Source organism: Mucilaginibacter sp. P4_C11, from assembly GCF_056402115.1.
Window position 1 is genome coordinate 140,399 of the sequence record NZ_JBFUIA010000006.1, and the last position, 24,013, is coordinate 164,411.

The 24,013-nt window shown below is 44.4% G+C and carries 19 protein-coding genes; 10 read left to right on the plus strand and 9 right to left on the minus strand.

The window, feature by feature from the left end:
• Positions 1 to 146: 146 nt before the first annotated feature.
• A complete protein-coding gene (locus tag AC1DU2_RS07565; protein ID WP_477383581.1) occupies positions 147 to 1,532 on the minus strand; it encodes a SusD/RagB family nutrient-binding outer membrane lipoprotein in 1,386 nt (461 codons plus the stop codon).
• A gap of 25 nt (positions 1,533 to 1,557) precedes the next feature.
• Positions 1,558 to 4,581 (minus strand): SusC/RagA family TonB-linked outer membrane protein, encoded by a 3,024-nt coding sequence (locus tag AC1DU2_RS07570; protein ID WP_477383582.1) that lies wholly within the window; start codon positions 4,579 to 4,581, stop codon positions 1,558 to 1,560.
• Positions 4,582 to 4,913: 332 nt separating this feature from the next.
• Here AC1DU2_RS07570 and AC1DU2_RS07575 point away from each other — a divergent pair, with 332 nt between their 5' ends.
• The 5 genes from AC1DU2_RS07575 (at position 4,914) to AC1DU2_RS07595 (ending at position 12,367) form a co-directional block, all read left to right on the plus strand.
• A complete protein-coding gene (locus AC1DU2_RS07575) occupies positions 4,914 to 7,283 on the plus strand; it encodes a beta-L-arabinofuranosidase domain-containing protein (protein WP_477383583.1) in 2,370 nt (789 codons plus the stop codon).
• A 3-nt stretch (positions 7,284 to 7,286) separates the two neighbouring features.
• Positions 7,287 to 9,692, plus strand: a complete 2,406-nt coding sequence (locus AC1DU2_RS07580) for a glycoside hydrolase family 127 protein (RefSeq protein ID WP_477383584.1) — start codon at positions 7,287 to 7,289, stop codon at positions 9,690 to 9,692.
• A gap of 202 nt (positions 9,693 to 9,894) precedes the next feature.
• Positions 9,895 to 10,497 carry a hypothetical protein gene (locus AC1DU2_RS07585; RefSeq protein ID WP_477383585.1) on the plus strand — a complete coding sequence of 201 codons (603 nt, stop codon included), beginning with the start codon at positions 9,895 to 9,897 and terminating at the stop codon, positions 10,495 to 10,497.
• Positions 10,498 to 10,580: 83 nt separating this feature from the next.
• Complete coding sequence (locus tag AC1DU2_RS07590) at positions 10,581 to 11,183, plus strand: DUF1684 domain-containing protein (protein WP_477383586.1); 603 nt, start codon at positions 10,581 to 10,583, stop codon at positions 11,181 to 11,183.
• 23 nt (positions 11,184 to 11,206) lie between these two features.
• Complete coding sequence (locus AC1DU2_RS07595; RefSeq protein ID WP_477383587.1) at positions 11,207 to 12,367, plus strand: M20 aminoacylase family protein; 1,161 nt, start codon at positions 11,207 to 11,209, stop codon at positions 12,365 to 12,367.
• A gap of 74 nt (positions 12,368 to 12,441) precedes the next feature.
• Here the strand turns inward: AC1DU2_RS07595 and AC1DU2_RS07600 are convergent, their stop codons facing one another.
• On the minus strand, positions 12,442 to 13,071 hold the full coding sequence (locus tag AC1DU2_RS07600) for an alpha/beta hydrolase (protein ID WP_477383588.1): 630 nt from the start codon (positions 13,069 to 13,071) through the stop codon (positions 12,442 to 12,444).
• 2 nt (positions 13,072 to 13,073) lie between these two features.
• Positions 13,074 to 14,009 (minus strand): ring-cleaving dioxygenase, encoded by a 936-nt coding sequence (locus AC1DU2_RS07605; RefSeq protein ID WP_477354235.1) that lies wholly within the window; start codon positions 14,007 to 14,009, stop codon positions 13,074 to 13,076.
• A gap of 301 nt (positions 14,010 to 14,310) precedes the next feature.
• Here AC1DU2_RS07605 and AC1DU2_RS07610 point away from each other — a divergent pair, with 301 nt between their 5' ends.
• A complete protein-coding gene (locus tag AC1DU2_RS07610) occupies positions 14,311 to 14,871 on the plus strand; it encodes a GNAT family N-acetyltransferase (protein ID WP_477383589.1) in 561 nt (186 codons plus the stop codon).
• Positions 14,872 to 14,886: 15 nt separating this feature from the next.
• On the opposite strand, the gene AC1DU2_RS07615 is transcribed toward AC1DU2_RS07610, so the two are convergent.
• Genes AC1DU2_RS07615 through AC1DU2_RS07630 form a run of 4 tightly spaced genes read right to left on the minus strand, consistent with a single transcriptional unit; the run spans position 14,887 to position 17,607 of the window.
• Positions 14,887 to 15,690, minus strand: coding sequence for an MBL fold metallo-hydrolase (locus AC1DU2_RS07615; RefSeq protein WP_477354242.1), 804 nt, complete (start codon positions 15,688 to 15,690; stop codon positions 14,887 to 14,889).
• 5 nt (positions 15,691 to 15,695) lie between these two features.
• Complete coding sequence (locus tag AC1DU2_RS07620; RefSeq protein ID WP_477383590.1) at positions 15,696 to 16,154, minus strand: DUF6438 domain-containing protein; 459 nt, start codon at positions 16,152 to 16,154, stop codon at positions 15,696 to 15,698.
• Positions 16,155 to 16,212: 58 nt separating this feature from the next.
• Positions 16,213 to 16,434: a YdeI/OmpD-associated family protein gene (locus AC1DU2_RS07625; RefSeq protein ID WP_477354248.1), complete on the minus strand. Its 222-nt coding sequence runs from the start codon at positions 16,432 to 16,434 to the stop codon at positions 16,213 to 16,215.
• A gap of 30 nt (positions 16,435 to 16,464) precedes the next feature.
• Positions 16,465 to 17,607, minus strand: coding sequence for a carboxypeptidase-like regulatory domain-containing protein (locus AC1DU2_RS07630; protein ID WP_477383591.1), 1,143 nt, complete (start codon positions 17,605 to 17,607; stop codon positions 16,465 to 16,467).
• Positions 17,608 to 17,781: 174 nt separating this feature from the next.
• On the opposite strand from AC1DU2_RS07630, the gene AC1DU2_RS07635 reads away from it, so the two are divergent.
• From AC1DU2_RS07635 to AC1DU2_RS07650, 4 genes are all read left to right on the plus strand, one after another.
• On the plus strand, positions 17,782 to 20,211 hold the full coding sequence (locus AC1DU2_RS07635) for a TonB-dependent receptor domain-containing protein (RefSeq protein WP_477383592.1): 2,430 nt from the start codon (positions 17,782 to 17,784) through the stop codon (positions 20,209 to 20,211).
• Between the two features lie 198 nt (positions 20,212 to 20,409).
• On the plus strand, positions 20,410 to 21,603 hold the full coding sequence (locus AC1DU2_RS07640; RefSeq protein WP_477383593.1) for an MFS transporter: 1,194 nt from the start codon (positions 20,410 to 20,412) through the stop codon (positions 21,601 to 21,603).
• A gap of 413 nt (positions 21,604 to 22,016) precedes the next feature.
• The gene (locus AC1DU2_RS07645) at positions 22,017 to 22,358 is read left to right on the plus strand and encodes an ArsR/SmtB family transcription factor (protein ID WP_477383594.1); all 342 of its coding nucleotides are present in this window, start codon (positions 22,017 to 22,019) and stop codon (positions 22,356 to 22,358) included.
• Positions 22,339 to 22,803: an SRPBCC family protein gene (locus AC1DU2_RS07650; RefSeq protein WP_477354263.1), complete on the plus strand. Its 465-nt coding sequence runs from the start codon at positions 22,339 to 22,341 to the stop codon at positions 22,801 to 22,803. Before AC1DU2_RS07645 ends, AC1DU2_RS07650 begins: the two co-directional genes overlap by 20 nt.
• Positions 22,804 to 22,930: 127 nt before the next feature.
• Here the strand turns inward: AC1DU2_RS07650 and AC1DU2_RS07655 are convergent, their stop codons facing one another.
• On the minus strand, positions 22,931 to 23,848 hold the full coding sequence (locus tag AC1DU2_RS07655; protein ID WP_477383595.1) for a helix-turn-helix domain-containing protein: 918 nt from the start codon (positions 23,846 to 23,848) through the stop codon (positions 22,931 to 22,933).
• Positions 23,849 to 24,013 lie beyond the last annotated feature (165 nt).

The following is a 24,013-nucleotide window of genomic DNA, read 5'->3' on the forward strand; positions in this document are numbered from 1 at the left end:
ACAATTAAAATAAATTTGACAGAAACGGCAGTTTTTGGGAAGAAATTGAATGGGCCGGATACTTTGAGAACCAAAATAGCCAGGTACAAAAACACCCGCATCCTGTTAAGGAATACGGGTGTAATAGTTATGCTATTGTGGGCAAATTATTTAACATCCCACCAAAGCCTGTCTGTAAGCTTAGCTGTTTGCTGTGGCTGTGGGTTTGATGTAATTTCGGCCTGCGGATATAATACCCTGCGTGGTATAGCCGATAGCGCGTTTGGCACTGCCGGCAAAACAGGATATCCGGTGCGTCGGTAGTCGGTAAAATTTTCCAGCGAAAGGAAGTTGGCAATACCTTTTTCTTCGATGATCAACTGCTCGGCATTGCTGCTGGTTAATGCTCTTGAGGCCAGGTACGTGTTGGCGTTAGCTGTACTTACGCCAAGCTTTGTCATGTGCGATAAAACCGCGCTTTGGTAAACAGGGGCTGCGCTTGCGTAGCCCGATGTTATCAATGTAGCCTCGGCCTTTAAAAACAATGCTTCAGAATAATTTACAATATAGTTGGTGGCACCTGTTGCACCATAAAAATCGCCGGGGCGCGAGTAATCTTCCAGCTGGCCAATGGTATTTAAACCTTGCCCCAGTCCGGTATACAGGCCTGTTGCCGTAGCAGGAGCTACCATAACACTCAGGCGCGGGTCGCTACGGGTTGCAAAACCATTAACAAAGGTACTGCCCAACACAACCGTACTGGCCGATATGAAGTTTTGCTGCCATGGGTTTTCGCCGCCGGCCGCGCCGGTATAAGCCATTTTTAAATCATCGTCATTTGATTGCATGCCGTTTGTTAAAGCGGTAAGCGCCAGCTGGGCCTGTGCGGCAGCCGTGTAACCGGGTGCTTTGGTTAAATGCATGTAATAACGGGCTTTTAAGGTGTAAGCCAATTTTTTCCATTTGCTCATATCGCCGGCATAAAAAAAGTCGTCGCCAGATGGGCTTACAGTACTGTTTTTGGCAATATCGGCAATACCGGCATCCAGTAAATTTTGTATCTGGGTATAAATGTCTTTTTGGGCATCATACACCGGTGTAAAGTTAGCGCTTCCTTTAAACGCCTGCGAATAAGGAACATCTCCCCAAAGGTCGGTACCAGTGCCAAGGCAGTATGCGGTTAGTATTTTAGCTATACCTGCATAATTTGATTTACCGTCGGCTGTAGCTTTTTTATTTAGTGTTGCCAGGTTATTTAGGCAGGTTACGTAAAGGTTGGTCCAATCGCCATCCATATCTGAGTTATACATCAGGTAAGTGCCTGCGTTTGGCGCTACCTGGTTAAGGGCCGCCACCTGCATATACTCCTGCACAATTACGGCCACGTTGCCCGCATACAGGCTTGACGATATATCCAGTTCAACAGGTGCCAGGATCTGGGCTTCGGCTACATCAATAGGTTGATTAGGGTTTTGATTTACGTCGATATATTTTTTACACCCCGAAGCACTTATCAGGATACATGACATTAAAATCATTGATATTTTTTTCATGATACTTTTTTGTTTGATAAATGGATTAAAGTGAGAATTTTAAGCTAAAGTCGATAGAGCGGGAAGTTGGGGTAGAGAAGGAGTAAATACCCTGCGATCCGTTTGATGCACCAAATGAACTTACTTCCGGGTCGCCGCCGGTAAAGTGCGGCGCGTAAATCCACAGGTTACGACCGGTTACACTAAAATTAAGCGATTTGAAAGGCGTGCTTTTTAACCAAACTGGTTTTACGGTATAGCCCACGCTCACATTTCTCAATTTAATATAGGTACCATCCTGTATTACCGATTCGGTGATACCATTTATACGCTGGTAATAAGCCTGGCCATTAACAGATATGGTATTCGGCTGACCTGTTGCTGCACTTATACCGTCAACCACCCTTGGGCCGCGGTTCTCGGTAACTTTTGGTGTTCCGTAAAAGTATCCGTAGCCGTCAACATTATTCTGGATGTCGCCGCCTTTTTTAACATCAAAAAAGAAGCTCAGGTTAAACTGCTTGTAGCGCAGGTTGTTGCTAAAGCCGCCTGTCCAATCGGGGTTGGTATTGCCAATTATACCTTGTGTATCATCAGCATAAGGTAAGCCGTTGGCATCTATCAGCAATTTGCCCTGGGCGTTGCGGGCGTAACGTGTTCCATAAATAATACCATAAGGCTGGCCTACAATAAGCGATGTAAAACCATTGCCTAATTGCTGCAAATCGCCGTACAGGTTAAGCACTTTGTTGCGGGTGCGGGTAAAGTTAAGGGTCATGGTCCAGTTAAAATTTTTAGTTTTAATTGGTACTACATTTAGCAATAACTCAATGCCCTTGTTTTGCATTACGCCCGTATTAACTGTTGTACCGCTATAACCAGTTGATGGCGCAATACTTACACCCGGGATAATACCATCGGTAGTTTTCTTGGCAAAGTAAGATGCCTCCAGGCTTATCCTGTTGTTAAAAAAGCCCGTTTCAAATCCTGCTTCAAACTCGTTTATCCTTTCGTTTTTCAGGAAAGGGTTACCCAAAGTTGAACTTAGTAAGAATCCAGACTGGCCCTGGTAAGGGAAAGTAATGTTGCGGATAGTTTGGCTATAGTAAGGTGTGGTAAGCGAATAAGCACCTACGTTACTGCCACCCACGGTAGCGTATGATACCCTGAACTTACCCAGGTTCATGATCTCTTGAAAGTCTTTAGAAAAGAACTCAGAAAATATAAAGCTGGTGGCTGCCGATCCGTAAGGGTAAAAATTATTGGATGTTGATAATACCGAGCTGCCATCGTACCTGCCGGTTAATGATAATATCAGGAATTTTTTGTAATCGATGTTCGTTTGCAGGTAAAAACCAATCCTGCGTACCAGGTAATGATTTTCTGAGTAACTAACTGTTGATGCCGAACTGATGTTATTTAAATCGGCTACAGAAAGGCCTACACCATTGGCATAAGAATCTTCGGTATACTGCGAGAAGATGTTGTTACCCAGGATGCCATCGATATTAAAATCGCCAAATTGGTGGTTAGCGGTCACAATCAGGTCGTTATTAATCTGCCTGAAATTGGCATTATTAACCACGATACGCCCATTAGGGTTTGATACCGATTGGGCCGATTCATGATAGTTATCCTGCTCGGTATACACATCGGCGCCAAAACGCTCGGTTATAGTCAGCCATTTAAGCGGTTTGTAATCTGCCGTGAAGGTTGGCATAAAGCGGTTTACGGCCGATTTGTTAGATATATTGTTAAGCACCCAGTAAGGATTATTCCTGGAGTAACGGTACAAACGCTGGGTGCCGTCGGCATTTTCGTAAGGCTGCAGGTTGTATGATATAGGCGCGGTAAAAATTGTCCATACCGGGCTTTCCAACGCATAACCTTCGGGTAACCTGTCATTTTTTGAGTTGGTATAATTTAACTGGAAAGTAGTGGTCAGGTTTGGCAGTATTTGCGCACCGTATTTGGCAAATATGCTGTTACGCAAAAACGACGTTGTTGGCACTGTACCCTGTTGGTTAAAGTTTGAATAGGAGATGTAATAATTGGAGGCCTCGCCGCCGCCATTAATGCTCACTACGTTGTTATAAGTATGGCCGGTTTTAAAAAACAGGTCCGATTGATTGTATTTTTTTGCAGCCTGACCGTTTATTTTCAGGGTATCCATCAGTGGGCCCCATGAGGTGCTGGTTTTTAGCGTTGTACCATCATAAAACTGCCCGTTTGTTCCCTGGGCATATTTACTCTGGATTTGGGGCAGTAAAGGATTTTCTGACGAAAAATCTGACGAGAAATTGATAGTGGCCTTTTGACCTGCCTTGCCGTTTTTGGTAGTAATGATGATAACACCATTGGCACCTAACGAACCATATAACGCAGTTGCCGCGGCACCTTTTAACACGTTGATGCTTTCCACAATATTAGGGTCCAAATCGGCAATCCTGCTTGTACCAGGGCCGGAGTTAAGGTTGCCTGTTTCGCTGTTATCAACCGGGATACCGTCAATAACCATCAGCGCGTTATTATCGCCATAAAATGACGATGCGCCACGTATAACAATACGTGTTGAGCTGCCGGGGTTGCCGGATGAACTGGTGATTTGCACGCCGGAAACTTTGCCCGCAATGTCATTAACAATGTTAGGGTCTTTTCCCTGAACCAGCTCGGCGCCTTTTACTTCCTGGCTGCTGTAGGTTAATACCCTTTTATCGCGCTTTATGCCAAGTGCGGTAACAACCACTTCGCTAAGCGATTTGTTATCCTCGGGCAACACAACATTAATCTCGGTTTCGCCGGTAAGCTTAACTTCTTTTGGAATGTACCCAATGGCCGAAAAGATAAGCGTGCCGGTACCCGGGTAGCTAATGCTATAGGCACCATTTACATTGGTACTTACACCTTTATTGGTGCCTTTTAACCTGACAGTGACACCTGGGAGGGGTAAGCCTTTATCGTCAGATACTTTTCCTTTTACGGTAACTGTTTGCGCATTAGCGTTAATGCAAAATACAAACAGTGTTACTAAAGGTAAAATGAACTTTTTTAGTAATTGTTTCAACTTCATAAATTAAAGTTTTGGGGTTAAAATCTATTTATCTACAACCTGATTTTCAGATATGTAAATCTATTTGCCCCCAACACTGCATTTTTTACAAAATTTTGCCAAAGCTGCCCATATATTAACTTTCTTATTACAATGGCATTAATAAATTGTAATTATTACATAAAGCCCGCCAATTAAGGCTATTTTACTATTAACATTAATAAAACCCCAAAAATGTCAACGCCACATAAAAAGGGCTAATATCCGGCTAAAACCTGCCAATTATTATCCATAAACATTCATTTCATCCCGGTAATTTTATAAATTGAATTTATAGTATTAACCTTATGCTAATGTTTGTAAACAAGTATTTTAAAATAAGCTGCTGCGCTGTTGTCTGTTTTATTGCTGCCGAAAAAACGCAGGCACAATCTTATTTACCCGAGTGGAACGATACACGCTTTAAAGTAAAACCCATTGTCCCGGTTAAAGCCTATAGCTTCGACTTAAAGGATGTACAGCTTTTAGAGAGTCCTTTTAAAAAGGCCATGCAAGTTGATGCCGCTTATTTATTAACTATTGAGCCCGATCGTTTACTTTCAGGCTTCCGCTCGCACTCGGGCTTACAGCCTAAAGGGAAAATATACGATGGCTGGGAAAACTCGGGCCTGGCCGGGCATACTTTGGGGCACTACCTATCGGCCATTGCCATGCACTACGCATCAACCCGCGACCCGGAGTTTTTAAAACGGTCAAATTATATAGTTAGCCAGTTGAACGAATGCCAGGTGGCGCGTAAAACCGGTTATGTTGGCGCTATACCTAAAGAAGATACCATTTGGGCCGAAGTAGCTAAAGGCGATATCCGCTCGCGTGGGTTCGATTTAAATGGCGGCTGGTCGCCGTGGTATACAGTACATAAGGTTATGGCCGGGCTTTTGGATGCCTATTTATATACCAACAATACACAGGCGCTTAAAATATGCCAGGGCATGGCCAACTGGACAGGCGAAACCATCAAAAACCTTGACGACGACAAGCTGCAGAAAATGCTGCTTTGCGAGTATGGCGGCATGGCCGAAACCCTGGCTAACTTATACGCCATAACCGGCGACAAAAAATACCTCGATCTATCGTACAAGTTTTACGACAAGCGCATATTAGATCCGCTTGCCCAAAAAAACGACATATTGCCCGGCAAACACTCCAACACCCAGATACCTAAAATAATAGCCAGCGCCCGCAGGTATGAGCTTACCGGCGATGTAAAGGATAAAGCCATAGCCGATTTCTTTTGGGAAACCGTTACCGGCTTTCACTCTTACGCAACCGGCGGCAACAGTAACTACGAATACCTTACCGAGCCGGGTAAACTAAATGACAAGCTTACCGAAAACACTACCGAAACCTGCAACACCTATAATATGCTAAAGCTTACCCGCCATTTATTTGCGGTTGAGCCTTCGGCAAGGTTGATGGATTATTACGAAAAGGGTTTGTACAACCACATCCTGGCATCGCAAAACCACGAAACAGGCGGGGTATGTTATTTTGTGCCGCTGCGCATGGGCGGTAAAAAAAGCTACAGTACCCCCTTTGATGATTTTACCTGCTGCGTAGGCTCGGGCATGGAAAACCATGTAAAGTATAACGAAAGCATTTACTTTAGGGGAGCCGATGGCAGTGTTTATATCAACCTGTTCATACCATCGGTATTAAGCTGGAAACAGAAAGGCCTGAGCATTAAACAGGAAGGCAATTTACCTTCGGCCGATCAAACGGCCTATACCATCACCCTTGCAAAACCAGCTACATTTGCTATCCGCATCCGCAAGCCCAAATGGGCAACTAACCCTGCTATCAGCATCAATGGAAAAGCACAGCAGCTAACTGCTGATGCGGAGGGCTATTTTGTATTGAACCGTAAATGGGTTAACAACGATAAAATAACGTTTACCACTCCCGAGAGTTTATATACCGAGGCCATGCCCGATAATGCCAACAGGCGCGCCATATTTTATGGCCCGGTATTATTAGCCGGTGTTTTAGGTAACACCGAACCCGACCCATTAAAGGGGGTACCTGTTTTTGTAACCAGCGAAACCGATCCCAACAAATGGCTGCAAATGGTTGATAAAACGCAGTTAAGCTTCCGTACCGACAACGTTTCAAAACCCGGCGAAGTAAAGCTGATGCCCTTTAACCAAACGAAGGATGAATATTACTCGGTTTATTGGGATGTATTTACACCGGATGCCTGGGTAGTACAGCAAAAAGCTTATGATGAGCAAAAGAAAAAGCAACAGGAGCTGGAAGCCCACACTACCGATGTTTTACGCATAGGCGAAATGCAGCCCGAGCGCGACCATAATTTTGCCGGCGAAAACACTACCACCGGCGAGGACCATCAAAAGAAATGGCGGTCGACAGAGAACGGTGGCTATTTTACCTTTGATATGAAGGTTGACGCACATGTCCAAAGCACACTCATTAACACCTATTGGGGCATGGATAACCGCGGCCGCACATTTGACATTATGATAGATGGCACAAAAGTAGCAACCGAGGATTTAAACAAGTATAAAGAGAGCCGTTTTTACGATATCAGTTACCTGATCCCCATCGAGTTAACCAAAGGCAAGCAAAAAGTAAGCGTTAAATTATTACCTAAAAAAGATAACAGTGCCGGCCCGGTATATGGCAGCCGCATGGTAAAAAACTAACATATGATGACCCATAAAATTAAAATAGCCTGCCTGCTTTCGGCATCGGTATTAGGTTTAAGCAGCAACTTATTTGCCCAGCAAAAAGATTATCCTATTCAACCCGTGGCATTTACCAGTGTGCACGTAAACGATAAATTCTGGGAGCCTAAAATGACGGTAAATGCCAATGTAACTATCCCTTACGTACTTGCGCAGTGCAAAAAGAATGGCCGAATGGACAACTTTTTACGCGCCGCCAAACAATTGGATGGCGATAAGTTAAGCGAATTCCCATTTGATGATACCGATGTGTATAAAGCCATCGAAGGAGCATCATATTCCATGCAAAATAAAAAGAACCCTGCGCTGGATAGGTACATCGATACCCTCATTGGCATTATTGGGGCCGCACAGGAGCCTGATGGTTACCTATATACCTTCCGCACCGTAAACGCCAAAAAACCACACGAGTGGATAGGCGACAAACGCTGGGTGAACGAAGAGGTGCTGAGCCACGAACTGTATGATTGCGGGCACCTGTACGAAGCCGCCGTTGCCCATTACCAGGCCACCGGCAAACGTACTTTGCTTAATATCGCGATAAAAAACGCCGATTTGCTGGTAAAAACCTTTGGACCCGGTAAAATTGAAGAGTACCCCGGCCACCAGATCGTGGAAATAGGCCTATCCAAGATGTACCGCGTTACCGGTAAAAAAGAATACCTTGACCTGGCCAAATTCTTTTTGGATGTACGCGGCCCCAAAGGCGATTCATACAATCAGGCCAATAAAAAAGTGGTTGACCAGCACGAGGCCGAAGGCCACGCTGTACGAGCGGCCTACATGTATACCGGCATGGCCGATATTGCAGCCTTAACCGGCGATACCAAATACCTGAGCGCCATTGATGATATCTGGGGCGATGTGGTTAACAAAAAATTGTACATAACCGGCGGTATTGGCGCAACCGGCAACGGCGAAGCTTTTGGCGATGCTTACCAGTTGCCCAACATGTCGGCCTATGCCGAAACCTGTGCGGCCATTGGCAATGTTTACTGGAACAACCGCATGTTTTTACTGCACGGCGATGCTAAATATATTGATGTGCTGGAGCGTACGCTGTACAACGGCCTGCTTTCGGGCGTTTCGCTTAGTGGCGACCGCTTTTTTTACCCCAACCCGCTGGCATCCATGAACCAGCACCAGCGCAGCGCCTGGATAAGTTGCGCCTGCTGCATCAGTAACATGACACGCTTTTTGCCATCGTTACCGGGCTATGTATATGCCAAAAACAAAAACGACCTGTATGTTAACCTGTTCATGAGCAACACAAGCAATATTAAACTAACATCGGGCAATGTAAACATTGTGCAAACAACTGATTACCCCTGGAAAGGCAAAGTTGATATTACCGTTAACCCGGTAAAAACAACAGCATTTACCCTAAGGATACGCATCCCCGGATGGGCTAAACAGCAGCCTGTTCCCGGCGATTTATATTCGTTTATGAATAAAGTACAGCTGCCTGTCGTGTTATCTCTCAATGGCAAAGCAACCTCATTTGTAACCGAAAAAGGTTACGCCGTACTAAAACGCAGCTGGAAAAAAGGCGATAAGGTAAGCCTTAACCTGCCTATGGAAACCGAAAAGGTGTTAGCCAACCAAAAAGTAAAAGATGACCGGGACCGTTTTGCCTTCGAGCGCGGCCCTATTGTTTATTGCCTGGAAGGTCCGGATAACCGCGATAGCCTGGTACAAAACATCATGATAGATAAAAACGCCATAGCAAACGCCAATTACCAGGCCGACCTGTTAAACGGTGTAGATGTAATTAACGCCGATGGCAAAAGCACCAAGAGACAGCTCAACAGCAATAAGCTTACCGAAACCAGCCAGCAGGTAAAAGCCATTCCCTACTATGCCTGGGCTAACCGCGGGCCAAGCGAAATGACGGTTTGGATCCCTTACGAGGCATCAGCATCCAGACCGCAACCGGCACCTACCATTGCAAGTACCAGTAAAGTAAGTGCATCATTAAAAAATAAAAAGATGTTTGCATCTATCAAAGACCAGTATGAACCGGCCAGCTCCAACGATAACAGCTTCCCCTTCATGCACTGGTGGCCTGCCAAGGATACCACTGAATTTGTACAGTACGATTTTGACGCGGCGCATACCGTAAGCGAATCAAAAGTGTATTGGTTTGATGATGGACCATGGGGCGGTTGCCGTATCCCGGCATCGTACAAAATATTGTATAAAAAAGATGGGCAATGGGTGCCGGTTAAAAACACAACGCCTTATACCATTGGCAAAGATAACTTTAACACGGTAAGTTTTGAGCCGGTAAATACTACCGCTTTGCGGATGGAAATCCAGCTTCCGGTTGATAACTCGGCCGGTATTCATGAATGGGCCGTAAAATAAAGCTGCATAATATTTCAGACATTTTTTTAACCAGTAGGAAATTTTTGTACTTAAAACAGAACGGAGCGATTGTAAATAGTTGCAATGTTCTGTTTTTGTGGCACACTTTATTTGCAATTTAATCAAAAATTAACCAAAATGACGTGCCGATTAAAATTCGGTATCAAACTTGTCTCTCCATCAATACGCAAGGTGGAGAGATATGGAAAAAAGAATTTACCATAAGGCTATTTCAGGGATCAAAATAGCCCTATTTATCATTATAAGCTGCCAGTGGTTTATGGCAAATGCCCAGTCGCTTAAAACGGGCTCCATAACGTACTTAACATTAAATAACGGCCCCGGCAACAATGTTGTTTTAGGCGCTGATATTAAGGACCTCCAAACAGCTAACTTATCCTACCTTGATGGCGATGGCCGTGTTGATGCCGACAGTTGCTTAAAATATGCTTATAATGACCCCAATGTGTTGACTTTGGGCGATAGCTTAAACCTTGACATGGTAGGCATCCGCGCTTATAAAGATAAGGTTGTGAATATTTACTTGTTTTTTAAAATAACGGATGCGTATAAAGTTTTACAAAAATTCATCAGCATGTATGGCCAGTTTACCGACAAGCCCGATAACTACTCAGATATTTATAACTGGAATTCGAGCCTGCTAACTCTTTCGTTACGGTACCAGTACAAGGCCGACCTTGGGGTTGCCATATTTACCAGCAAAACGGTGCAAAACGAAATAGTCGCCGATAAACAAAAAGCAACAACCGGGGATTACAGCCAGGCATTATCCCTCAATAATTAAACTGCTTCTTTCATTTCATTCGGTATTAAGTATTGTAATTTTATATATTGCCGTTAACTATTAAGGCAATGATATACACACTTATGAGATACCTCCTGATCCTGCTTTTTATGACCGGCCTCAACTGTTTTGCGCAGGACTATAAAGCGCAAATAGACCAGTTTCGCCAGGGTTATATGAACGATTTTTTGACCGATACCCACTCGCCATTAAAAAAGGACGACCTTAAAAACCTGCGCTTTTACGATGCCGACAGCACTTACCGGGTTACCTGTAAAGTAACGCTGCTAAGCAACGAAACCAATTTTGTGATGCCCGTTTTTCATGGAACAGGCAGCCAGTACGTTAAATATGCCCTGCTGAAATTCATATTGCAGGGCAAGCCGATGGAACTTACGGTTTACAAAAGTATTTACTTGTCGCAAAACCCTATGTTCAGCAATTATTTGTTCGTGCCCTTTACCGATGATACCAACGGACAGGAAACGTATGGAGGCGGCCGGTACATCGATCTTAAGACAACTGATTTTAAAGGTGCTGCGCTGGTTGTCGATTTTAATAAAGCCTATAATCCATATTGCGCATTCAGTCCCAATTACTCCTGCCCTAAACCGCCCGATGAAAACCGGCTAACTTTAGCCGTAAAAGCCGGCGAAAAGCAGTTTGCGGGCGGCGTAAATCATTAACCTGCATTCATCAACGTCAAAAAATGAGCAGTTTAAATATGCAGGCATTGCGTACAGAAATGTGTTACTGGCGACGGGATTTACACCAATACCCCGAATTTGGTTTTGAAGAACAACAAACCGCTGCCTTTATAGCTGCCAAGCTGCGCGAATTTGGCCTGGACGACGTAACCGAAGGCATAGGCAGCACCGGTGTAGTTGGTACGCTAAAAAAAGGAACCGGTACAACATCGATAGCGTTGCGTGCCGATATGGATGCGCTGCGCATAACCGAGCAAGGCAATTATCCCTACAAATCAAAGAACGATGGCGTAATGCATGCCTGCGGACACGATGGGCACACCAGTATGCTTTTAGGCGCTGCCAAATGGCTGGCAACCGAAAGCACGTTTAACGGCACCATATATTTCATTTTTCAACCAGCCGAAGAATGGGGCCAGGGGGCGCTGGCCATGCTTAACGATGGCCTGCTGCAACGCTTTCCGTTTGATGCTGTTTATGGCATCCACAACTGGCCGGGCTTGCCGGTTGGGCATTTTGCCACCTGCGCGGGGCCGCTTATGGGGGCCGAAGACCTTTTTGAAATTACACTGACCGGCCTTGGCGGCCATGCATCGCGCCCCCATACGGGGCGCGAGGTTCTGGTAGCAGCCAGCTCGCTGGTGATGGATTTGCAAACTATCGTTTCCCGGCGGGTAAACCCTGCCGATATAGCCGTTGTATCTGTCACCGAATTTATTACCAACGGCACCCGCAATGCTTTACCTGGCCAGGTAATATTAAAAGGTGACGCCCGCAGCTTTTTGCCCGAAGTGAGCCAAACCATCCAAACCGAAATGAGACGGTTGGCGGCCGGTACCGCATTGGCTTATGATTGCATCGTGGAGGTAAAATACTCCCACGAATTTATCCCGCTTATTAACGATGACCATTGCACAAAAGCGGCGTTACGAGCCGCCGCCAGAATATTTGATCCGGGTAATATTGATAGCAGCTTTAAACCGGTAACGGTATCTGAAGATTTTGCGCAGTTTTTAAAGCATGTACCTGGCAATTTTGCCTTGATTGGCAATGGCGAAAAGTCGATGCCGCTGCATCACCCGGCTTATGATTTTAATGACGAAGCTTTAATTTATGGTGCAGAATATTTTATAGCCCTGGCCGAATCGGTATTGATTGCATAGATAAGGCTTGGTTATAGCCATGTCGCTAAACTTCCGGTGTATTAAACACGGAAGTTTAACGGAGCTATTAACTATCAATAATTATTTAATACCAGCTGGTTGGCCAGGTCAATCTCCTGTTGGGTGATGGTATGCGGCCGGCCGGGGTATACTTTAAGGGTTACATCAGCACCGAGATTTTTGATGATGGCAACACTTTCCTCAACCCTTGTTAATGGTACATGCGGGTCGGGGTTACCGGTGGTTATCAGTACGGGTGTCCCGTTAAAATTACCCTGGTAGTTATTAAGGTCGAGGACCTCGCCTATCAGGCCGCCGGTGAACGCCATGGCACCGCCATATGTTTTGGCATGGCGGGTAATATAGTCCAGCGTTAAACAGGCCCCCTGCGAAAATCCGAGGAAATAAATTTTTTCTTCGGAGATGCCGTCAGTTTTAATCTGTTGCACCAGTTGATCTATTGTATCCAAAGCCGAGTTTAAAGCCGGCTGGTTCATTTTATCACCTGCCATAAAGCTGTAGGGGTACCAGCTATTATTGGTTGCCTGCGGGGCGTAAATGGCCATACCCTGCACATTTAAGCTATCGGCCAGGCTGGCAATGTTTTGGGCAGTGCCGCCACGGCCGTGAATCATGACCAGGGCGGCCCCGGCTTCGGTTGCCGGGGTGCCTGTGGTTATATAGTTTTTTTGATGTGCGTACATGATCAATATAATTGAGGTAATGTTTTCTCTAAAGTGCTGCGGAACCTTTCGTGTTGAGCAGGCAATTTTAAATGGGTACCCAATTCGTCAACCGGTTCGTCAACAGCAAAACCGGGATTATCGGTAGCCAATTCAAACAATACACCACCTGGTTCGCGGAAGTACAGCGAGTAAAAATAGTTCCTGTCTATTTTATCGGTGATATGCAAACCAAGGGCGGCAATTTTCTCGCGGTATTGCATCAACACCTCCTCGTTTTTAACGCGGAATGCAACGTGGTGAACCGATCCGCCGGCTACATGGCCAGCAACTTCGCCGGCAACCTCAACCAGGTCAACAATGGCGGCGTTTTCAACCGCATCGGTAATAAAGCGGTAACGGTTTACGTGCTGCTCCAGTAAACGGTAGCCAAATACGCCGGTTAAAATATCGGCAGTAGGCTGCATTTTATTGGTAGTGATAGTTACACTGTGGAAACCTTTGGTGGCGTTTTCGGCCTTAACATCGGTAGTTTCCCATGGTAAACGGTTATCGGCAGTTTTTGAAGCTATCAGTTCCAGTTTTAAGCCGTCGGGATCTAAAACGGTAAGGTATGGCTCACCAAATTTTTCGGATACCTTGTTATATATGATATTGTTGGCATCAAAACGTTTCAGCCAAAAATCAAAACTGTTTTCAGGAACCGAGTAACCAATTTCGGTAGCCTGGCGTGCACCCCTGCGACCTGCAGTAATACCTTCCCAGGGGAAAAAAGTAAGGATAGTACCGGGCGTACCTTCTTTATCGCCATAATATAAATGGTAAGTTTCAGGATCGTCGAAGTTTACTGTTTTTTTAACCAGGCGTAAACCCAGTACATTGGCATAAAAATTATAATTGCGTTTGGCATTGCCTGCTATTGCTGTAATGTGGTGAATGCCGTTTACTGTATTTTCCATGATGTCGATTATTTTATGAGTTGCTGTTTTATTTACATCAAAAGTACGGTGACATTGGTTGGCGAAACTTGACCTACAACAAGAAATGAAAAGGTGCGCATTTTTTCCGTAGAGACACATAACTGCGCCTCCCGCGTTCAGGTAAACGCCCTGCAATTATTTTAGTTCCCGAGAGAAGAATCGCACTTTCCCTCCCTTTTTTAACACAAAGGCAAATGTGATTTATATAACAAATATATTTATATAAGATGTTCACTCAAGCATATTACTGTACGGTGGTTATATTAACTAACTTTACGATATGATAAGGTCCGCAACAGCCGCAGACGCACCCACGCTAAGCCAACTCATTATCCTTGCCATGGGTGAACTCGCGCCGAAATTTGTAAATGGTAGGGATGTAAACGAGGCCGGTTCCCTTTTTGAGCTGTTCACCGGTAAAACAGGCAATCAATACAGTTATGAAAATGCTTTAGTTTACCAGGATGAATCCGGCCTTTGCGGCATGATCATCGGTTATGATGGTGCTAAACTGGCCGCATTAAGGGGGCCGTTTTTGCAATACATTAAAGCAACTTACGGCTTTGAACAACCGGTGGAAGACGAAACTCAGCCCGGCGAATATTATATTGATTGCCTAAGCGTATTCCCCGGTCACCAGGGTAAGGGGATAGGCAAAAAGCTCATTAAAGCATTTGCCGAATATGCAGCTGATAAAGGGTATTTCACCACAGGCCTGCTGGTTAGCAAAAATAACCCCAAGGCAAAATCTATGTATACCAGCCTGGGTTTTAAGGTGATGGACGAGCGGCTTTTTGTGGGGGATATGTATGAGCACCTGCAATATGGGTTTCAGAAATAAGGCTGGTTTAAAACATTACTCTTCAAAAATGCGCAGGTATCTGTTTACCGAAAAATCCATCACCGCCATAGCGTCTTTTAAAATATAACGACCAAAAGCACCATACATGGCTTGATATTTAAGGTGACTGATGGATTGCTGTATTTGCAAAATATCCTTTTTGGGCAGTGGGATAAGATTGGGATAGCTATACATAAATGATACCGATTTAAGGTCGGGACTTACCTGTATCACATCGCCAACTAACAATAGGCCGTCATTTTGCGGGCTGTACAAAACGCTGCCTCCGGGGAAGTGACCGCCGCTGCGTATCAATTTAATATCGTCCCACAAGGTAATTTCCTGCTCATCCCATAAATGTAATGGTGCATCCTTCCGGCAAAGCCACTCTTCATCCAGTGCATTAATGTAAACAGGTGCATCGCCAAAGGCTTTACTCCACTCCACTATCGTGGTAAAATAGTGCGGGTGCGATAGGGCGATGGCTTTGATGCCGCCAAGTTTATTCACTTCGGCAATAGTTTCCTGGTCAATATTGCTGATGCAATCCCATAAAATATTACCGTTTGGCGTTATCAGCAGGTGGGCACGCTGCCCTATACCAAAAGCGGGCCCGGTATAAATGGCATACAAATTTGGGGCAACCTGCTCAATTACGTTTTTATAGCGCTGATTTAAACCGGTAAGCGTTATCCAGCTTTGTCCCTTTGGGTTTACATACTGGCGGTCGTCTTCGCAAATTTTGCAGGCTAATGGCGGCGTGGCCGATGGAGGGTATTGTACGCCGCAGGTGGTGCAGATGTGGGGTATAAGTGGCATATTGGTCAGAACTTGTAAATTATTTTATATAAGTCCTGCAAAGGATATTCTCCCTGTAATCCATAATCTTCAATTACAATTTTGTCTGTAGCGGTATAAAACGTTATTATCGATTTGGGCTGATCTGGAACGCTAACAGAATATTTATTTTTCAATTTTTTTAAATCAGTATGCTTGAGTATCCTGTCAATTTGTTGCATTTCGTTTTTATTTAACGAATAAGTAGAATCTTTGTACTTAGAGTTATCGTAGGTTTTTTTACAGCTACTTGAATTATTTGCCAGGTTTATCAGGCAATGGATTGACGGATACCATTCTGATTCTACCCCAAAATTGCTCAGATCTGATTCGATTTTAACAATGGAGCCGTTCTCAACTGACTTTTGTTGGCAACTGAATGTGAGGGCAATGATACATAGAGTAATAAAAAGGCCGCACCTTAACCAGGATCCCAAATACAACATTTGTTAATCTTTAAAGATGTTAACGGTTTTTAAACAGATTATCAAGGATGATCGCATCTTAAGTCTTCAACGTTTTTTGCTTATTCCGAAGCATGATCATTGCCTTATCGGCCCTCACTTTGCGTGTATCTTCCTGCTTTGCCGAGCCTACCCAATCGCAGTAACCCTGCTTGTATGATTTAGATAGGCTTTCAAAAAACTCCATAGCCTCGGGTTCCTGGTTAAGCAGTACCTGTAGCTCGGTTGGGGTACCTTCAATGTGTTCGCCTTTTTTTAACATTTTGGTTTATATAGAGATCTAAATATGGCTTTATTTTTCTTCCTTCCCAAATTCCAACGGCGTTAAATCGGCAATTTGTTCCCATCCCATAAAGCCTTCAAATAAAAGGCCATTGGTTGGGCTGTAATTGCCTTGGCTATCAATAGTTATGTTGTTTTCCAACAGGTTAACCATCGACATTTGCCCGTTAGGGAATTTTGCCCGTACGGGCCTCTCAATTTTAAATCCGCTGTTTTCAAACCCTGCGGGGTTGCGCTCTTTGGTGTAAACCACAAACAAGGCATCTTTAAACGTGAAGTTTTTTAAATTATCGGCAGCAGGCGTCACCAGCGAATCGACCGTTACTTGGTGGTCATCAAAGGTCATGCGGTTTTCATTGCTATATTTTGTGCCGATGGGCGGCTTATGCAGCAGTTTATAAATCTCGAAGCCGGCTTCATAAACCTTATCGTTATAAATGGCTTTCATCAAATTAATGATAGATCCGTTATAAGCTGTTTCTCTGTTCTTTTTCCATCGGGCTGCTTCCTTATCGGTTTTAGCGGGCATTTCTTCAAAAGACGGATAACCCTGGTACCGTAGAATATTATTGGTGTTATCGTACTCAAAATTGGTTAACAGGTATTTTATGCGATAGCCTAAGGCTTTATTTTGAATGATCAGGAACTCATCGGCGCTTGCCGTAAGCGTAAGGCTCTGCTTATCGTAGTGGAAAAATAATACTTTGGGATTCAAAATATCACAATCGCCGGCATTTAGGGTGGTACCCAGGAACCATTTTTTAAACTCCCGGTAATGCTCTTCCCAATTATTATCGGCAGTAATGATAACCTCTTTGAGTTTATTAGTATTGGTTTTTAAAACCAGGCCCAGTTGTACTGTGTGATTCTTAACAACAACCGGCATGGAAAGCGGCTCGAACCCAATCATTTTGGCCACCAAAACATACTGCCCCGGCGAAACATGATCAAGGTGAAATATACCATCATTATCGCAGGCTGTAATGGCTTTGGTACCCGTAAGGAAAATGGTTGCCCCCGGCAAAGGGCCGGTATCATCGCGCACGGTGCCTTTTATGGTGTAGGTTTCCTGGGCCTTTAAATGACTGCCGACAACTAAAAATGTGAAGACCAGCAGGTACTTAAATTCCCTTAACGCGGGCAAAATTTTCATAGTGGAATTTACTAAAATAACCACGATACATTAGATATGCTAATTAGTTTCCTTTCTTATTCGTAATTAATCTAAATAAAAATAACTTTGCACAAAAAATAGCCCGGCACTTGGTCGCCAAACTTCATACCGGGCAAATAACAATCTGTTAAAATTTATTATTTAAGTAAAACTATGCATTTTACCCCTACCTGCCCCTCAACATCTATTAAATTCCGCCCCGTTTTATTAAAAGTCTTCAACGGTATAAAACTCGCCTCTTTCTTTGCGCTCCTTATAATTTCTTGCCGGGTATCTGCCCAGGTTGCATCAAACGGAGCGGTAAAAGGAACAGTAAAAACAGCCGACGGTAAAGCCGCGGAATATGTAAATATTACCATTACCGAAACCAGCCAGGGCGAGGTTACCACGCAAAGTGGTCATTATATCATTAAAAATATTAAACCAGGCAACTACACATTGGTTGCCAGTTTTATTGGCCTGCAAACCCAAACCAGGCAGATAATCGTAACCGCCGGCGAAACCACTACTGTAAATTTTGTTTTGAGCGAAGGCGGGAAGCAATTGCAGGAGGTTTACATACAAAGCGCCAAGCACAACAAGTTTTTGAAAAAGGAAACCGAAGATGTTGCCCGCCTGCCCCTCAAAAACCTTGAGAACCCGCAAGTGTACAGTGTAGTTACCAGCGAACTGATGAAAGAGCAGGTGGTAACCAGTTATGTAGATGGATTTAAAAATATTCCGGGTACCGGCGTTCCGCTGGTATATAACAACGGGCGCACAACCTTGTTGTCGCGCGGTTTTGTAACCGGCAATTTTATCCGTAACAGTGTTGCCGGCTATAATTTTAACAGTATAGACCCGGCGGATATTGAAAAGATTGAGGCCATTAAAGGCCCCACCGGTACCTTATTTAACAGCAGCCTTGCATCGTTTGGCGGTTTGTTTAACCGGGTTACCAAACAACCCTTTGAAACCGCCCGCACCGAAATTGCCTACCAAACCGGTAGCTTTGACCTTAACAGGCTTACTGCCGATGTAAACCTGCCCCTAAATGCAGATAAAACCGTATTGTTTAGGGTTAATACCGCTTTGCATAACGAGCACAGCTTTCAGGATGCCGGTTTTAACCGCAGCTTTTTTGTGGCCCCCAGCATTACCTATATCGTAAACGATCGTTTATCGGTTGATTTAAATTTAGAAATAGGCAATTCAAATGCGACATCGGCCTACCGCCTGGCACCGGATACCAAAGGAAAGATATATAATGTTAAAGACCTGGGGATTGACTACAAACGATCCTTCGCCAATAACAGTGTTGATTACCTGAGCAGGCAAATTGACGTTTACGGGCTGATAAAATACAAGATATCAGATAACTGGAAATCGCAGACCATGTTTAATAAAACCTACTCGAGCACCAAGGGGTTTGTTACCCTGTTAACCCTGGTTGATAGTGTAAAAAAGATAAAACAGCAGGCTACCAAAGAAGATTACCCGTACTACATAACCAACGTTCAGCAAAATTTTATAGGCGATTTTAAGATCGGGCAATTCCGTAACCGTATTGTGGCCGGGGTGGAGTATTATAACCAAAAAAGCAATAATGCCAATGTTACCGTAACCATGCCCGCTATAAGCTACCTTGACCCGGGAGCGGCGTACAACAATTTTACTGCCGATAAACTTTCGGCACTGGTTGCGGCAGCTACGCCTAAAGCCAGCGATTACGTTCAGAATAACCAAAGCTCATATGCGGCCTATGTATCGGACGTATTTAACATTACCGATAGGTTAAACGCCATGGCCAGCATCCGTATTGACAGGTTTGATAACAAAGGCGCTTATACGCCGGCCGATGGCAAAATAACGGGCAATTTTAAGCAAACGGCCTGGTCGCCCAAATTGGGTATGGTTTACGAACTGGTTAAAGGGCAGGTATCGTTATTTGGTAATTATATGAATGGGTTTAACAACGTAAGTGCCACCAGTTTTGATAATACCCCATTTAAGCCGCAATATGCCAACCAGTGGGAAGGCGGGATAAAAGTTGATGTCTGGGATCATAAAATCAGCTCGACAGTGAGTTACTACGATATTTCGGTAACCAATACCACCATGGACGACCCCGCGCACGCCGGCTTTTCGACCCAGGCAGGTACACAGCTAAGCAAAGGTATCGAAGCGGAGTTGATTGCCAATCCGTTTAAAGGCTTTAATATTGTTGCAGGCTTTGCCTATAATGATAGTAAAATAACAAACGCCGCCGCAGGTACCGGCCTGCAAGGTTTACGCCCGGCCAACGCCGGCCCCGCGCGTTTGGCAAACCTGTGGATGAGTTATCGTATTGTAAGCGGCGGGCTACAGGGCCTGGGCGCCGGGGTAGGGGGCAACTACGGCAGCCAATCGTACCAAACCAATACACAAACATTTAAATTTGTTATCCCATCATATACTACCATTGATGCCACGGTATTTTACGATAAGCCTAAATACCGCATAGGCTTTAAGCTGGATAACCTGACCAACGAAAAATACTGGTCGTTCCGCCTGGCGCCTCAAAACCCAACCCGAGGAACGTTAAGCTTGAGTATTAAGTTTTAATGCTTTGAGGATGTGGGGCAAGTATTTAGTCGAAAGTCTTGAGTTTTAAGTCAAAAATGACAACTCAGACTTAGGACTTACGACTTAGACTTAACCTGAAAATGTTATATCAATGTAAAGTGTAAAAAATACACCATCTAAATTACCTTGCTGACTGTCATATCCTTAAATTTGCGTTATTATTAATATTGAATACGCATGGAGGCAGAAATTGGCACAGATACTACATCATCAAAGGTTAGCTTAACCATAATCGGTTTTGTAGCATTTACGTTTATCGCCTATGTGTCCATCGGGCTGTCGCTGGCTGTGCTGCCGGTATTTATCCATCAAAAACTGGGGTTTAGCGCTGTGGTAGCGGGCATCGTCATCAGCCTGCAGTATATCACTACCTTTTTATGCCGCATGTTTGCCGGTAACATGGTAGATAAACGGGGGCCAAAGCCTGCGGTTACCATGGGCATGGCTGCTTTTACCGTAAGCGGCGTAATGCTGCTTTTTGCCTGGCTGCTGCGCGATACGCCGCTGATAAGCCTGGGTATGCTGATAGTTACCCGGCTGGTAACCGGTATAGGCGAAGGCTTTGTAGGATCGAGCCCCATAAACTGGGCTATATTTGCCACCAGCGACGAGCACACAGCCAAAGCAATATCATTTAACGGCATTGCCAGCTACGGAGGTATCGCTGTTGGCGCGCCGCTTGGGGTTATTATCAGTAATAGCTTTGGTTTGGGCGCCATTAGTTTACTGATTGCAGTGCTTGCCTTAGGCGGCTTTTTATACGCCAGAAATAAAACGGCGCTGCAAGGCAGCAGTAAAGCGCCCCGCCAGGGCTTTTTGCAGGTGCTCAAAAAAGTATCACCGTACGGTATTGCTATGGGGCTTGGCGGCCTGGGTTTTGGTACTATTTCAACCTTTATAACGCTGTATTACATGGCGCTTAGATGGCAGGGAGCAGTGTTGTGCCTCTCGGCCTTTAGTGGTATGTTTATTTTGGGGCGCTTGTTGTTTTCAAAAGCCATTAACAAATATGGCGGCATGAAAACAACCCTCGTTTGCCTTTCGGTAGAAGTGGTTGGTTTACTGGTGCTATGGCTGGCCCCTGTGCCTTACCTGGCTGTAATAGGCGCGGGTATTGCCGGGCTTGGTTTTTCGCTGGTATTCCCGGCACTTGGTGTCGAGGCGGTTAAACTGGTGCCTGCATCCAACAAAGGTGCCGCGCTTAGTGGCTACAGCCTGTTTATCGATATGTCTTTAGGCTTAACCGGCCCACTGGTTGGTTTTGTGGCCAGCCAGTTCGGGCTGATGTATATTTTTCCGTTTAGTATGGCTATGGTAATGATAGGGTTGGGGATGGCACTGTGGCTTTATTATAGAAGTAGCCCCCTATAAATAGTCGTTCCTCAAAAGTCCATTTTAATTTTTGATGTCGAATATAACATTTCGATGAATTGCCAACTCCTAATTGCCTCTTATGCTATGCTTCATGATTCTTTTAAACTTCATGGTGCCCGCCGCCACGGCTTCATTCATCAGGCCACCTAATATCCCCTTCGATAAAATTGGATTTTATCCAGCTTTTGTGAGTGTGCGGCAACCCACACACCATTCAGCAAGAAAAGTAAAATGACTTTCCGGTACATTTTTAGCGATAGTTAAAGATATGGTATTCAGCTAATTGTTTTCCTGGTAAAAAAATATTTTAACATATAACAGCCTGGTACAACTGGTGGGAACTTAAAATAAAAAAACATTTGCGCAAGTAAATGCTTGCGTTTATATTTGCAAGTAAGTACTTGCAAATAATGAAAACCAGACGAGACGTTTACCAGGCCATAGCCGACCCTACCCGAAGGGCCATCATTAACATGATTGCTACGCAGCCGCATAATGTGAATACTATAGCTGCAAACTTTGATGTTACACGCCAGGCCATATCGTTGCATATCCAGATCCTGGCCGATTGCGGCCTTATTAATGTTAAGCAGCATGGACGCGACAGGTTTTGTGAAGCCCGGCTCGATCAGCTCGGCGAGGTATCGGCCTGGATAGACCAGTACCGCCAACATTGGGAAAGTAAATTAGATAATCTTGAAAATTATGTAGTACAATTAAAAAATGAACGAAATGGAAAACACAAAAAGTAACACTGCCGACCGCGAATTACGCCTAACCCGAACATTGGATGCCCCGGTCGAACTGGTATGGGAAGTATGGACCCAGCCAGAGCATATTGCCAAATGGTGGGGCCCAAACGGTTTTACAAACACCATTAGTAAAATGGATGTTAAGCCCGAAGGCGAGTGGGACCTGGTAATGCATGGCCCCGACGGAACTGATTATAAAAACAAAAGCATATTCAAAGAGGTTATCCCGCTTAAAAAAATAGTATATGAACATGTAAGTAGCCCTAAGTTTGTTGCCACCATTGAGTTTGATGCAAAGGGCGAACAAACGGAGCTCAGCTGGCATATGCTGTTCGAGTCGCACGAGCAATTTATACAGGTTGTAAAAACCTTTAAAGCCGACGAAGGGCTGAAACAGAATTTGGAAAAACTGAACCAATACGTAAAAGGTGTAAAACTGGGGTAGGTTGTATTTAGCCTGCGGGGGATGTTGCGTGAACGCTAAGCTCCATTTTAGTGCAGATCTTGTGCGAAGCTCTGTAGGGAGAGGCAACCTTTGCCCTAAAGGCAGCCTCTCCCCATGTTACCGCCCGTTAATTGAACGATTGCCTGAACTCCAGCGGCGAAAAATGGGTTTTTGTTTTGAATAATTTGCTAAACGATTGGGGATGTTCGAACCCTAATTCGTAGGCGATTTCGCTTACTGATAAACTGGTAGTGGATAGTTTTTCTTTTGCCTTTTCTATCAGCTTATCGTGAATGTGCTGCTGGGTGCTTTGTCCTGTTAATATTTTTAATAAGCCGCTTAAGTAATTGGGCGATACATTTAGTGTTTCGGCAATGTAAGCAACTGTAGGCAATCCTTTTTGTGCCAGGGCCTCGCTGCTAAAATAGGCTGCAAGAATAGCTTCCAAACGATCAAGAACCTGGTGGTTAGCTATTTTACGGGTGATAAACTGGCGTTGATAGAACCGTTCGGAGTAGGTGAGCAATACTTCAATTTGAGCGATAATGATGTCCTGGCTAAACTTATCAATGTTTGAATGATATTCCTGCTGGATGTTTTGCATCATCGCTCCAATTATGTTTTCCTCCTTCTCCGACAGAAACAAGGCTTCTTTTACCGAATAATCAAAATACTCATAGCGCTTAATTGATTTAGCCAAAGGCGTGTTCCACAAAAAATCGGGATGAAACAATAACATCCACCCGGACTGATTTAATGCGGCATTCGGATCTGTCTCAATTTTTAACACCTGGCCGGGTGCCATAAAAAACATGATACCATCGTCAAAATCATAATCGTGCTGTCCGTATTTCATCCGCGCATTAAAATTTCTTTTTAATGCAACCGAATAAAAATCTTTTACCATGCTCATTTCGGCACCGGGTACCTGGGTAACGGTTTCTAAGTTTATAACGCTTATTAACGGATGCTCCGGCTTAGGCAAACCCCTGAACTGGTGAAATTCGCTGATTGTTTTAAACCGCCTGGGTTGCGTATTTGGCATATCACAATATACTTAATTTTAGTAAAAGGCAACGGCAATTTCCTAACTAATCATCTTCACCGCTCCTTATTTTGTCAGTTCAAAGATATGTATCCGAAGGTTCCATGGCGTAGTCAAATCTACTATTGTTGTAGCTGAATAATTAGCAGGGTCCAGTATAGGCCT